This window comes from Rathayibacter sp. Leaf299, from assembly GCF_001423055.1.
GTDB lineage: Bacteria > Actinomycetota > Actinomycetes > Actinomycetales > Microbacteriaceae > Rathayibacter > Rathayibacter caricis.
Map to the genome: position 1 here is coordinate 869,293 of NZ_LMNT01000001.1, position 12,636 is coordinate 881,928.

Here is a 12,636-nt window from a genome sequence, read left to right on the forward strand (position 1 = left end):
TTCTCCTGTTCCGGCGTTCAGGCGCCGACGGCGACGGGCTGCGCGTCGCGGGCGGCGACGAGCGAGGCGTGGGTGGGCGCCTCGGGGACGTGGGCGGGGCGGCGGGAGTCGAACTCGTGACGCAGCACGGGCAGGATCTCGCCGAGCAGGTCGAGCTGCTCGAGGACGGTGGCGAGCGGCAGGCCCGCGTGGTCCATCAGGAAGAGCTGGCGCTGGTAGTCACCCACGTAGTCGCGGAAGCCGAGCGTGCGGTCGATGACCTCCTGCGGTGAGCCGACGGTGAGCGGGGTCTGCTCGGTGAAGTCCTCGAGCGAGGGTCCGTGGCCGTAGACCGGCGCGTTGTCGAAGTAGGGGCGGAACTGCGTCACCGCGTCCTGGGAGTTGCGGGCCATGAAGATCTGCCCGCCGAGGCCCACGATCGCCTGGTCGGCGGAGCCGTGGCCGTAGTGCTCGAAGCGCTGGCGGTACAGCTGCACCATCTTCTGCGTGTGCGAGGCGGGCCAGAAGATGTGGTTCGAGAAGAAGCCGTCGCCGTAGTAGGCGGCCTGCTCGGCGATCTGCGGCGAGCGGATGGAGCCGTGCCAGACGAACGGAGCGACTCCGTCCAGCGGGCGCGGGGTCGACTGGAAGCCCTGGAGCGGCGTGCGGAACTGCCCCTGCCAGTCGACGAAGTCCTCGCGCCAGAGGCGGTGCAGCAGGTCGTAGTTCTCGATCGTCAGCTCGATGCCCTGGCGGATGTCCTTGCCGAACCAGGGGTACACCGGCCCGGTGTTGCCGCGGCCGAGCATGAGGTCGACGCGGCCGCCCGAGAGGTGCTGCAGCATCGCGAAGTCCTCGGCGATCTTCACCGGGTCGTTCGTGGTGATCAGCGTGGTCGCGGTCGAGAGGAGCAGGTGCTCGGTCTGCGCGGCGATGTAGGCGAGCGTCGTGGTGGGGGAGGAGGACCAGAACGGCGGGTTGTGGTGCTCGCCGAGCGCGTAGACGTCGAGGCCGATCTCCTCCGCCTTCTTGGCGATCGTGACCGCGGCCGTGATCTTCTCGGACTCGGTCGGGGTCGCTCCGGTGGTGGGATCGGTCGTGATGTCGCTGACCGAGAAGATTCCGAACTGCATGAGGTGCGCCCCTTCGTGATGCCTGCGCCTCGCGGCGCCCGGTCCATGCGTTTGCATGTATATGCTACAACGCCAGGAGACCCGGAGTATTCCCGAGCGCCGGCGGACGTGTCCAGAACATGACCGATCCTCGTCTACCGTGGAACGCATGACGACACCGACCTCTTCCAGCACCGCCCGGCCCCTCGCTCTCGAGGCCGTCGACGTGAGCAAGTCCTATCGGTCAGGGAGGCGGAGCCCGCCTGCGCACGTCCTCCGAGGGATCGACGTGGACGTCCGCGCCGGTGAGATGCTCGCCGTCGTCGGGCCGAGCGGCTCCGGCAAGTCGACCCTGCTGTACTGCCTGTCCTCCCTCGAGGAGGCGACCTCGGGCCACGTCTCGATCGCGGGAGTCCCGATCGGCGGGCTGTCGCGACACGATCTGGCCCGACTGCGCCGGGACCGCATCGGATTCGTGTTCCAGCAGTTTAACCTCATCCCCTCCTTGACGGCCTGGGAGAACGTCGCTCTGCCGGCCCGTCTGGCGAAGCGGTCGGACGTCGCGTCTCGAGTCGAGCGCGCCCTCGCTCAGGTGGGCCTTGAGAAGGTCGCTCGCCAGCGACCGGCCGAGCTCTCTGGCGGCCAGCAGCAGCGGGTCGCCCTCGCGAGGGTCCTCGCGAACGAGCCCGAGATCGTCTTCGCGGACGAGCCGACCGGTGCGCTCGACACGGAGAGCGGCGGGCGGGTCCTGGATCTTCTGCGCACCGCGGCGCACGAAGGCACCGCGGTGGTCATGGTGACGCACGATCTCGACGCTGCCGCTCGGGCCGATCGAGTGCTCGTGCTCTGTGACGGCGCGCTCGTGCACGAGTTCGAGAGGCCGACGGCGAGCGAACTCCTGGTGGCCATGAGGACGAGCGACGAGGGGAGGCCCGCCGCATGATCCGTCTCCTCTTCGGCGACCTCGTGGCCCACCTCTGGTCGTGGCTCGGCCCGGCGATCGTCATCGCGGTGACCGCATTCCTCCTGACGGGAGGAGCGGCGTTCTTCGAGACGGGCGCGCGAGAGGGGCCGCTCGCGGCGCAGACGCTCGTCACCACGGGGAGCTTCCTCGCCGCCGGCGCGACCGCCGCAGCCCTGCTCGTCATCCCGGGGACGGCGCGGCTGGCGATCTCGCTCCAGAGACGCACCTACGCGCTGTGGATGCTCGCCGGCTTCCCTCCGCGCGCCGTCGCGTCGATCGTGTCGTGGCAGTTCGTCGTGGTCGGAGTCGTCGGGTCCTCCGTCGGGGCCGTGATCGGATCCGGCGTCGTGCCGCGGTTCCTCGAATGGATGCTGGCCTTCCAGATGGCGTCCGACACCGATCTGCACCTCGTGTTCGGACCTGCTGCACTTCTCGGCGTCATCGGCGCCACGACGCTCATCGCGGTCACCGCAGCGGTCCCGGCTGCTCGGGATGCGGGTCGGACGCCCCCGCTGGCCGTCCTCCGCGAGCCGGTCACCACACCGACGCGCATGACTCCGATCCGCTGGATCGTCCTCGCCGCCTTGCTCCTCGGAGCGGGCGGCGTCCTGTCCGGGATGCTGTCGGGGGAGCGCGCCACCATCGTCGGGCTCGGGATGCTCCTCCCCCTCGTCCTGGCCGTCGCGATCGCGCTCGTCGGCCCGCAGATCTACCCCCGCGTCGTGCTGGCGTGGACCGCGGTCGTCCCCGCGTCGCTCTCGGTGTCGTGGTACCTCGCACGTCACAGCGCCCGCTACCGGATCGGGCACTCGGCCGCGGTGATCAGCCCGCTCATGATCGCGATCGCGGTGCTGTCGTCGTTCGCCGCTGTGCTGACCGAGGCGACCGCGTCCGTCGCCCTGACGCAGGACGACTCGGTGGGCTACTACGGGCTCGACCGTCCCCTGCTCCTGCTGTCGATGGCCACGCTCATCATCGGCGGCCCCCTCGTCCTCGCTCTCACGGGGACCGCCGTCACAGCCTTCGTCGCGGGTCCGAATCGTGCTCGAGGCACTGCCGCGCTCGTGGCCGCCGGAGCGACGGGCAGGCAGATCGTGACGGCCTCCGTGTGGGAGGCGATCATCCATGTGGTGACCGCGGCTCTGCTCGGCACCGCGATCACCTCGACCGTCGCGGTCGCGACGGCGGCGTCCTTCGCGCTCCAAGGCGTACCGGTCGCCGTGGTCGTGCCACTCGGGTGGGTGGCGGCCCCCGCGGCGGCCGGTGCCGGCCTGATCCTCCTGGCGACCGTGCTGCCGACGCTCGCGACGCTCACCCGGAGCGTCCGCCAGGAGCTCGGAGTGGACTGAGGCTGTTCCGCGGGCGCAGCAGTGGGAACGACGGAGGCGGTGCAGACGAGTCTGTGCCGTGTTGCGTGGATTCGCACCCGAGGAGAGGGGCCGCCCCGGAGGGTGGGACTTGGTGCCCCCCCCCGGGGCGGCCCGAGGTGCGCATCAGGCGATGCAGCCCGACGGGGTGACCACGAAGTCGGTCCAGTAGCCCTGTGTGTCGCTCGCGGTCACGTAGCCGACGGCGCTGGAGACGTCGGATCCGCCAGGGACCCGGGCGTACCAGGACCAGAGGCTCGTGCCCGACAGGAAGAACCCTCCTCCGATCGGCTCCGCGTTCGCGGGCACGGCGGTGAGTCTCTTGTTGGTGGTGTTGCCGGTACCGCTGTCGTTAGCCGTCTCCCAGACCTCTCCGTTCTCGAGGAGGTAGTCGGCGTAGTCGGTCCTGACGTTGTTCAGGGGGGACGGGTAGCCGACCGCTGACTTCACGTTCGTCGCGACGATCTTGTTGCCGTACCGGAGGGTGCCGTTGCGGAGGAAGTAACCGCCGCCGACCGCGGTGGCTCCTGCGCCGACCTGCGGGAAGTCGGTGATCGCCGTGCTGTAACCAGTCGCCTGGTGTGCGCCGGTCGCGTTGACGAACTGGACCGTGAAGCTGCCGTCCTGGGCGACGTAGCCGGTGGCGGACGTGACTCCGGTGGCGATCGGACCGCTCGTCCGGTTCCACTGCCAGAGCCGGCCATCCGGGCTGAGGAACCAGGACGAGCCGACGGGGACGGCGTCGGCGGGGATGTGCGGATAAGTTCTCGACCCGTTTCCCGAGCTGCTCCACGTGGTGGCGACTCCGTTCTTGACGAAGTCGAGGTAGTAGGTCCCGTCGCCGGGGTATCCCAACGCGACGCCGGCTCCGGTCACCAGAGGTGTCGACCGCTTCCAGTCGTAGATGTCGCCGTTCGGAGCCTGGAAGTACCCGCCGCCCAGGGCCCTCGAGCCGACAGGCACTGCTCGAAGAGGGTAGGAGCGGCGGGTCGTCGCGTTGTACTCGAAGACGGTCGGTTCGGCGACGATGACGATGTCCGCGGACGTCGCGGGGGCGGTGGGGGTGGTCGCTCCGAGCGTGAAGGTGCCGGCTCCGGGCTTCGCGACGATGTCGGGCCAGGTGATCGAGCCTGATCCGTCCGTGGGGAGGGTCTTCGTCGTCGTTCCGTCGGCGAACGCGTAGCCGGTGGGCGGGGCCACCGTCACGAGTTCGCCCGCTACCGGGGCGCCGGACGGGGAGGTGAGCGTCGTCGTCACTCCCGAGATCCGGCAGTCGGCTCCGGGGACGTACAGGTTCTCGGTGAACGTCAGGACGTTCTCGGTGGTGGTCTCGGATGCCGCGGCGAGCGGTGCGCCGATCGCGGTCGCGACGACGGGGATGGTCCAGGAGGCGCCGGCGACGATCGTGCGGCGCTGGACGCCGCCGGGAGTCGCGTCGGTGGGGTGGTCGGACATGAAGGGCTCCTTCGAGAGGGGTGGATGACGGAGCCGATTCTTCGAGCTTTCCTCGCCCCGAGGCGCTCGGAAGGGCCCGATCTTCCCGAGCGCCGGGGGCGTCTTCCGAACTGCAGGGCCGACACGAGGAGCGTGCGCGGGTCGGCTTTACTGGGGCTACTGCTCGGTGACGTCGACCGGATCCCGCGTGCTCGAGCGCGTCCCTGTCTCGGGGGGACTCTCTGTGATCGTTCGTGGGGGAGAAGCGGAGGAGCTTCTCACGGCTCGCCGTCTTGTCGCGCGGGGGCCGGCGCACGCCTCCGTCGACGAGGTCGAGTCGACGCGACTGCGCGTCGCCCGCGTGTGGCACACGGCCGCCGCCGGGGCGCTCCGATCCCGCCGGGGGCGGGCGCTGCTGATCGTCCAGCTCGACGGGGCGCTCGCCTTCTCGGCCGACGAGGGCAGGTCCCAGAGGAGTGGCGAGTTGCGCCCGGGCGAGCTCCTGCTCGTGACCGCCCATGCCGAGGCGTCGATCGTCGCGGCGGAGGCGACCGCGCGGATCGAGTTCGAGACGCGCGTCCGGGGCCTCACCACGTCCCCCGCGGTGCTGCACACGGGGGAGACGCCTCCGGACGGATGGGCGGGGGCCGCGGCGGTCTCGCTGGCGAACGCGGCCCTCAACGCGGGACTGTCGTCGGACTCTCCCGATCTCGACCTCTTCGGCGTCGCCGTCGAGAGCTGCTGCACGGCGCTCGTGCAGAGCGCGTTCCCGGATGCGATCGGGGAGAGGTCCCTCGGGGAGCGGGCGATGGACGTCATCGATCGGGAGGCGTCGGATCCGGCGTTCTCGGTGGCGCGGCTGGCGGACCGCGTGGGGATCACGAGGCAGCATCTCGCTGTCGTGTTCGCGCGGGAGGGTCGCCGGACACCGCTGCAGGAGATCCGACGGGCCCGGGTCGCCCGGGCGCGGGATCACCTGCGGGGAGCCGAGGGGCGGCGTCCGCTCCTGCGCGACGTCGCGCGCGTCTCGGGGTTCGGATCGGAGGACGCGCTGCGGCGGGCACTGCGAGAGGCGTGATCGGAGGGTGAACCGGAGGGCGGGCGGGAACCCGCTTCCGATCCTTCCCGTCGCGCCCTGGCGATGATCGGCCGGCGAGGGGCCCGGAGATGGGCTTCCTCGCCGGCCGATCGCCGCGCAGCACCGCCCGATCAGGCGGCACTCACCGGATCAGGCGCAGGGCTGGGCCTTCTTGTACCAGATGAGCGGCTGGTCGCCGTTCGGACCGCCGCTGTTCATCGCGACCAGTTCGGCGCCGGTGTTGGTCCCCGTGAGGATGAGGTCTCCATTGCCGTTGCGGATGTCGCCGTTCGTGTCCTGCCAGACGAGGAATCCGGTGGCGGTGTCGGCGATGATCGTGGCGGCGTTCGTCGAGTTCGGTCGGAGCGTGTCGACCTTGGTCCGGTAGTTGTAGTAGTGGATTCCATCGGCCTTCTTGTACCAGATGAGCGGGTCCTCGCCGGTCGCGCCGCCGCGGTTCATCGCGAGCAGTCCGCTGCCCGTCTCCGCGCCGGTGATGATCAGGTCGCCGTTGCCGTTGCGGATGTCGCCGTTCGCGTCCTGCCAGACGAGGAACTGGGAGGCCGTGTCGGCGAGGATCTTGATCGCGCTCGTCGAGTTCGGTCGGAGCGTGTCGACCTTGGTCCGGTAGTTGTACTGGTGGACGCCGTCGGCCTTCTTGTACCAGATCAGCGGCTGGTCCTGGAAGTCGTTGAGCGCGAGCAGGTCGGGGTCCGCCTGTGCGCCCGGGATGAGCAGGTCACCGTTGCCGTTGCGGATGTCGCCGTTGGCGTCCTGCCAGATGAGGTAGCCGTTCGCGGTGTTCGCGACGATCGTCGCCGCGTTCGTCGAGTTCGGCCGGAGCGTGTCGACCTTGGTCCGGTAGTTGTAGTAGTGGACGCCGTCGGCCTTCTTGTACCAGATGAGCGGCTGGTCGCCGTTCGGACCACCGCTGTTCATGGCGAGCAGCCCGGTGCCCGTGTCCGCGCCGGTGACGATCACGTCGCCGAGCCCGTTGTGGATGTCGCCGTCGGCGTCCTGCCAAACGAGGAACCCCGTCGACGTGTCGGCGACGATCTTCACCGCGTCGGCCGAGTCGGCGACAGCGGTGTTGACCTTGGTCCTGTAGTTGTAGTAGACGATGCCGTCGCCCGCACCTGCGGCGACCGAGACCGGGGCCGTGGCGCTCGTCGTGCCGGACGTCGCGGTGATCTGAACGGTGCGGTTGCCGATGGTCGAGCGGACGCCGGACAGCACGACCTGGCCGTTGCCGTCGGTGAAGAGGGTCTTCGAGCCGGTGCTGCCGTCGGACCACTTCAGGCCGCTGGGGAGGTTCACGGCGACGGGAGTGTTCGAGGGGACGGGCTTCGTGCCGTCGGTCGTCGCCGTGATGACGACGTCCGTGAGGGTGCCGCAGGCGGGGACCGCGTACGGGCCGTTGGTGAAGGCGAGGGTCGGTTCGCCTCCGGATGCCGCGGCGAGCGGTGCGCCGATCGCGGTTGCGACGACGGGGATGGTCCAGGCGGCGCCGGCGACCAGCGTGCGTCGCTCGACGCCGGGGGAGCGTTCGGTCGAGGAGGTGTCGTTCATGGGTGCTCTTCTCGTCGGGGCCGAGCAGATCGGCCGGGAGGTGCGCCGGGGTCGACGGCGGGTCCGATGCTGTCCGAGGGGTGGAGCTGCGACGGCCGTGAGCGGGGAGTCGTGCGCGCGATGTCCGTGATCTGTGCGGGATGTGTCGCTCCGCCGCCTGGCGACGGTGCGATCGAGTTGGGTGGTGGCGAAGGGCGGCGATCCGGCCGCCGTCGCCGATCCGGAGCGCGGAGCGAGGAGACCTGCATGACCGTCGACCCGTCGCGAGAGCCGGCGCTCCGGCGCGGGGTGTCGCTCCGCGGTGCGGCAGCGATCGGGTGGCTCGAGGCGCGCGGGTCATCGGTGACCGATCGTGCCGACGTGAGTCTGGTGACCGACGAGCTCACGGGCGACGGGTTCCGGCTGGCACGGCTCTGGCACACGGCGGCCGTGGTCGAGATGACGGGCGCGGTGGGGTCGACGCGCGTGGTCGTGCCCGTCGAAGGACGGACGTTCGTCGTCGCGGAGGGAGGACGAGCGCGCTCGGAACTCGCACCCGGTGCCGTGCTCGTCCTCGGGGAAGGGGCGGTGGAGGTCACCACGCCCGATCCGTCGATCGCGCGGTTCGAGATCGCGCTGGAGTCCGGGATGATCCCGGGTCCGCTTCGGGAGCTCATCGGCGCGCACGTGGTCCTCGCGGACGTGCCGGTGTCATTCCGCGCGGCGCTGGTCTCGGCGGCGAACGCCGTCCTGAACACGGACGTGGACCTGCGGTCGCAGGGTCTGCCGGCGTTGCGGCTGGCCTTCTCGCACCTCGCCGTCGCGATCGTCTCGGCGGGGCTCGAGGGGGCGGGGCGTGAGCGGTTCTCGCTTCGGGAGCTGGCGCTGCAGCGCCGCGCGATGGAGGTGATCGCGGAGCGCGCCCGTGACCCGGAGTTCACGATCGAGCGGCTGGCGCAGGAGCTGCGCATCTCGGAGCGGTACGTGCACCGCGTTTTCTCGGCCGCCGGGTCGAGCCCCGCGCTCGAGATCCGCGCGGCGCGTGCAGCCGTGGCGCGCAGCTACTCCGAGGGCGCCGTGGGGCGTGGGCTGACAGCCGAGGAGCGGGCGCGTCTGGCGGGCTTCGCGAACGCGACGGCGATGCGCCGGGCACTCCGCCGGACGAATTGACGAGGAGAGGCCCGGGCTGCGATCGCTCGTGACCCGGGCCTCGCGCGGGTGATCGCGCTCAGGCGGTCGCCAGTTCCCGGCCGTCGCCTATCGCGGCTGGTGCGGAGTCGTCGGCACTGGTTCGCCGATGCGGGTGTCGGCGCTGACCGGGGAAATTGCGATGTCGGTGACGCCTGGCGTGGCGTAGCTGTTCCAGGTGGCGGGGAAGGTGGTGCCGTCGGCGGCGCTGTTCCTCTGGTGGACCCGTCCGTCGCTGCCCAGGACGGTGACGACCATCGATCCGTCGGGCTGGTCGGTGGTCTGCACGTCGACGGCAGTGGCTCCGTGGGGGAGGACGTCTGGAGGAGACGCTCCTCGTCGCGGGGTGGACCCGCTGAGCACGGCCCGACGCGAGGTGCACCGGAGCCGTGCTCAGCGGGTGCGTCAGGCGGGATTGAGTCCGGACGCCGCCCTGCCGCGGGGGAGCGACGGATGTCGCGTCAGCAGGCCTGCTGCTCCGCGATCGCCGCGGTTCCGGTGCCGTCGTTCGCGGTGGCGATGGTGGTGGCGGTGCCGGCGGTGTTGGTCTGCCAGGTGGGCTCGCCGTCGACGTTGATGTACGCCTTCCCGTCGCTTCCGAGGACCCAGAGGGTGCGCTTGTTGGCATTGTTGATCGTGTACTGGAGGTCCTGCGCGGTGACGCCTGCAGGGAGGGGCGGGAGCGAGACGTTGTAGTTGCTGCCGTTGGTCACGGTGATGAGGCCGCTGCTCTCGAGGACCGCCGCGGTCCCGGTGCCCTGCTCGGCGAGCGCGACGAGGGTGGCGGTGCCGGCGGTGTTGGTCTGCCAGGTGGGCTCGCCGTCGACGTTGATGTACGCCTTGCCGTCGCTGCCGAGGACCCAGAGGGTGCGCTTGTTGGCGTTGTTGACGGTGTACTGGAGGTCCTCCGCCGTGACGCCGGCGGGCAGGGGCGGGAGCGAGACGTTGTAGTTGCTGCCGTTGGTCACGGTGATGAGGCCGCTGCTCTCGAGGACCGCCGCGGTCCCGGTGCCTCCGTTGGCCACGGCGATGGTGGTGGCAGTGCCCGCGGTGTTGGTCTGCCAGGTCGGCTCGCCGTCGACGTTGATGTACGCCTTGCCGTCGCTACCGAGGACCCAGAGGGTGCGCTTGCCTCCGTTGTTGAGCGTGTACTGGAGATCCTGCGCGGTGACCCCGGCGGGGAGGGGCGGCAGTGCCACGTTGTAGTTGCTGCCGTTGGTCACGGTGATGAGGCCGCTGCTCTCGAGAACGGCGGCGGTTCCGGTGCCGTCGTTCGCGGTGGCGATGAGGGTGGCGGTGCCGGCGGTGTTGGTCTGCCAGGTCGCTGCTCCGTCGACGTTGATGTACGCCTTTCCGTCGCTTCCGAGGACCCACAGGGTGCGCTTGCCGCCGTTGTTGAGCGTGTACTGGAGGTCCTGCGCGGTGACGCCGGCGGGCAGGGGCGGGAGCGAGACGTTGTAGTTGCTGCCGTTGGACACCGTGATCAGGCTGGTCGCCCCGCTCGCAGTCACAGGTGCGGAGGTCTGCAGGCCGTTCGCGGAGGCGGTGATCGTGCGCGTGCCGTTCGTGCCGCTCGCCTTCACTCCGCTGAGCACGACCTGGCCGTTGCCGTCGGTGAAGAGGGTCTTCGTGCCGGTGCTGCCGTCGGACCACTTCAGGCCGCTGAGGAGGGTCACGGTGATGGGAGTGCCCGAGGTGACGGGCTTCGTGCCATCGGCCGTCGCCCTGATGACGACGTCCGTGAGGGTGCCGCAGGCGGCGACCGCGTACGGGCCGTTGGTGAAGGCGAGGGTCGGTTCGCCTCCGGATGCCGCGGCGAGCGGTGCGCCGATCGCGGTCGCGACGACGGGGATGGTCCAGGCTGCGCCGGCGACGACGGTGCGGCGGTGGATGCGGCCGGGGGTGTTCTCGGTCATGGGAGTCCTTCGAGATCGAGGTGGGCACCGGAGAGGTGCTGCGGATCGATCGTCGGTGGAGGGGGTCGTGATCCTGCGCTCGACGTGAGGTTGCGTCAGGAACGCGTCGAGAACGCGGTCCGATTCGCGCAGGCGCATGCGGAAACGTCCGGGGTGCGCTCTCATGGAGCCCGTGCCAGAGCAGCGGAGCGGTCCCCGAGGGCGCCCGGACGCGCTCGCCGAGCGCGCGGTCGCCCTCCGCGACGAGGACGCCGTCGCCTGGCTGCGGGGTCGCGGCCTCTGGTGCGAGCCCCGCGGCGCCTTCCACCTCTTCGCCGACCGGCTGATCGACGGGCCGTTCGAGCTGCTGCGCGTCTGGCACACCCCGGCGCGGGTCGGGCGCGCGGTCGGCCCTCGTGCTGCGGCCCGCAGCGAGACGGTCATCCAGGTCGACGGGGTGGTCTCGCTGTCGGCCGGGAACGAGACCGTGGTCCTCGAGCCGGGCGGAGTCGCTCTTCTCCCCTCGAGCGGATCGTGGACGCTCGACGCGGCCGTGGCGAGCGCCCGCATCGAGATCCGCTCGCGGCACGGGCTCTGGCCGCCCGACATCGCACGGCACCGGGTCGAGTCGGTCGCGACGGAGGGGTCCGCGTTCAGGGAGGTCCTGGTCGCGACAGCGATCAGCGCGCTGTCCTCGACTCTGAGCCCCGAGGACGCCGGCTTCGCGTCGTTCCGGTTGGCGGTCGAGAACCTCCTGTCGGGCCTCCCGTCCCTGCGACGCGGGGACGCCGTGCTGTCCCCCGAGGATGCGCTGCGGAGCGAGGCGCTGGAGCTGATCGCGAAGGAGGCGGCGGATCCGGACCTCACCGTCGCCGCGCTCGCAGCCCGCCTCCTCGTGTCGGAGCGCCATCTGCACCGGGCCTTCGCAGGTCACGGGGAAACTCCGTCGGCCGAGATCCGCGCCGCGCGGGCGCGTCTCGCCCGCCAGCAGCGCGAGCTGCACGGACCGCGCCGCGACGGACCGGACCGGCTCGAGATCGCCCGGCGCTCGGGCTTCCGCACGGTCCGCGCGATGAACGAGGCGCTGCGCGCGAGCCGGTGACGCGTCCTCCCCAGGCTGCCGCGGCCGCGCTCTCTCCACGGGGAGGCGTCCGAGCACTCCGGCGGGTGAGCGGCCGTGCCACGGTCGTGGAATGCAGGAACTGGTGTCCCTCCTTCGCGCCGGCAGCGGCTTCTGCAGCGCTCGCACGCTCTCCTCCGAGAGGATCCCCCGCCTCGCGGTCCAGCGTGCTCTCGACGCGGGCGTGCTCGTCCGCGTCCGGCGCGGCTGGTACGCCCGCCCGACCGTGCCGCCGATCGAGCTGGCCGCGGTGCGGGCGGGCGGAGTCCTGACCTGCGTGTCGCTTCTGCAGCACCTGGGCCTCTGGAGCGTCGAGCGGCCCGCGCTGCACGTCGCTCTCGGGACCTCGTCCGTGCACGAGCTCCGACGAGGCGACCTGGGCCAGTGGCGGCAGTGGCCCGGCCAGGGGCGGCGTTCGGCGTCGCAGGACGGCATCGGCGCGGCGATCCTGCATCTGGTGACCTGCGTGCGCGAGGACGACGCGATCGAGACGATCGACTCCGCGCTGAACAGCGGGCTGCTGACGATGGAGGAGCTCGCCGCACTCCCGCCCCTCGCACCTCCCGGGAAGCGGGTGCTCTTCGATCGGGTCAACGGAGGGAGTCAGTCGGGACTCGAGACGAAGACCCGGTTGAGTCTGCGCAGGCGGAACGTGCGGGTGCGCACCCAGGTGCCGATCCCTCGTGTGGGTCGCGTCGACGAGGTCATCGGCGATCGGCTCGTCCTCGAGAGCGACGGCTTCCGCTACCACGGCACCCGCGAGCAGTGTAGCGAGGACCGCCGCCGCGACCTCGAGCTCGCTCGCCAGGAGTACCTCTGCATCCGGCTCGACAACCACCAGATCCTGGACGACTGGCCGCGGACCGAGGATGCACTCCTGACTCTGATCCGGAGGCGTGAGCACCTCTGGACCGTCCCGCAGCGGCGCCGACGCGGCCTGGACTAGAGCAC

The 12,636-nt window shown here is 70.9% G+C and carries 11 protein-coding genes; 6 read left to right on the top strand and 5 right to left on the bottom strand.

Features of this window, described 5'->3' with window-relative positions; genetic code table 11:
• Nucleotides 1–17: 17 nt before the first annotated feature.
• A complete protein-coding gene (locus ASF48_RS03980) occupies nt 18–1,112 on the bottom strand; it encodes an LLM class flavin-dependent oxidoreductase (RefSeq protein ID WP_055786751.1) in 1,095 nt (364 codons plus the stop codon).
• Nucleotides 1,113–1,260: 148 nt separating this feature from the next.
• Between ASF48_RS03980 and ASF48_RS03985 the strand changes: the two genes are divergently transcribed.
• Together ASF48_RS03985 and ASF48_RS03990 are read left to right on the top strand one after the other, a co-directional pair.
• On the top strand, nt 1,261–2,034 hold the full coding sequence (locus ASF48_RS03985) for an ABC transporter ATP-binding protein (RefSeq protein ID WP_055786754.1): 774 nt from the start codon (nt 1,261–1,263) through the stop codon (nt 2,032–2,034).
• The gene (locus tag ASF48_RS03990) at nt 2,031–3,404 is read left to right on the top strand and encodes an FtsX-like permease family protein (RefSeq protein ID WP_055786756.1); all 1,374 of its coding nucleotides are present in this window, start codon (nt 2,031–2,033) and stop codon (nt 3,402–3,404) included. Before ASF48_RS03985 ends, ASF48_RS03990 begins: the two co-directional genes overlap by 4 nt.
• A gap of 144 nt (nt 3,405–3,548) precedes the next feature.
• Here the strand turns inward: ASF48_RS03990 and ASF48_RS03995 are convergent, their stop codons facing one another.
• Nucleotides 3,549–4,877: a hypothetical protein gene (locus tag ASF48_RS03995; protein WP_055786759.1), complete on the bottom strand. Its 1,329-nt coding sequence runs from the start codon at nt 4,875–4,877 to the stop codon at nt 3,549–3,551.
• Between the two features lie 223 nt (nt 4,878–5,100).
• Here ASF48_RS03995 and ASF48_RS04000 point away from each other — a divergent pair, with 223 nt between their 5' ends.
• Nucleotides 5,101–5,934, top strand: coding sequence for a hypothetical protein (locus tag ASF48_RS04000; RefSeq protein WP_157603039.1), 834 nt, complete (start codon nt 5,101–5,103; stop codon nt 5,932–5,934).
• Nucleotides 5,935–6,084: 150 nt separating this feature from the next.
• Here ASF48_RS04000 and ASF48_RS04005 read toward each other — a convergent pair whose 3' ends face one another.
• Complete coding sequence (locus tag ASF48_RS04005; RefSeq protein ID WP_055786765.1) at nt 6,085–7,503, bottom strand: hypothetical protein; 1,419 nt, start codon at nt 7,501–7,503, stop codon at nt 6,085–6,087.
• Nucleotides 7,504–7,863: 360 nt separating this feature from the next.
• Between ASF48_RS04005 and ASF48_RS04010 the strand changes: the two genes are divergently transcribed.
• Nucleotides 7,864–8,652: a hypothetical protein gene (locus ASF48_RS04010; protein WP_157603040.1), complete on the top strand. Its 789-nt coding sequence runs from the start codon at nt 7,864–7,866 to the stop codon at nt 8,650–8,652.
• Between the two features lie 87 nt (nt 8,653–8,739).
• Here the strand turns inward: ASF48_RS04010 and ASF48_RS04015 are convergent, their stop codons facing one another.
• Nucleotides 8,740–8,958, bottom strand: coding sequence for a hypothetical protein (locus ASF48_RS04015; RefSeq protein ID WP_055786770.1), 219 nt, complete (start codon nt 8,956–8,958; stop codon nt 8,740–8,742).
• Between the two features lie 173 nt (nt 8,959–9,131).
• Entirely contained in the window at nt 9,132–10,586 is a 1,455-nt protein-coding gene (locus ASF48_RS04020; protein WP_055786773.1) for a hypothetical protein, read from the bottom strand.
• Nucleotides 10,587–10,758: 172 nt separating this feature from the next.
• Here ASF48_RS04020 and ASF48_RS04025 point away from each other — a divergent pair, with 172 nt between their 5' ends.
• Entirely contained in the window at nt 10,759–11,667 is a 909-nt protein-coding gene (locus ASF48_RS04025) for a hypothetical protein (protein WP_157603041.1), read from the top strand.
• 103 nt (nt 11,668–11,770) lie between these two features.
• Nucleotides 11,771–12,631, top strand: coding sequence for a DUF559 domain-containing protein (locus ASF48_RS04030; RefSeq protein ID WP_055786779.1), 861 nt, complete (start codon nt 11,771–11,773; stop codon nt 12,629–12,631).
• The last annotated feature ends 5 nt before the right edge of the window (nt 12,632–12,636 follow it).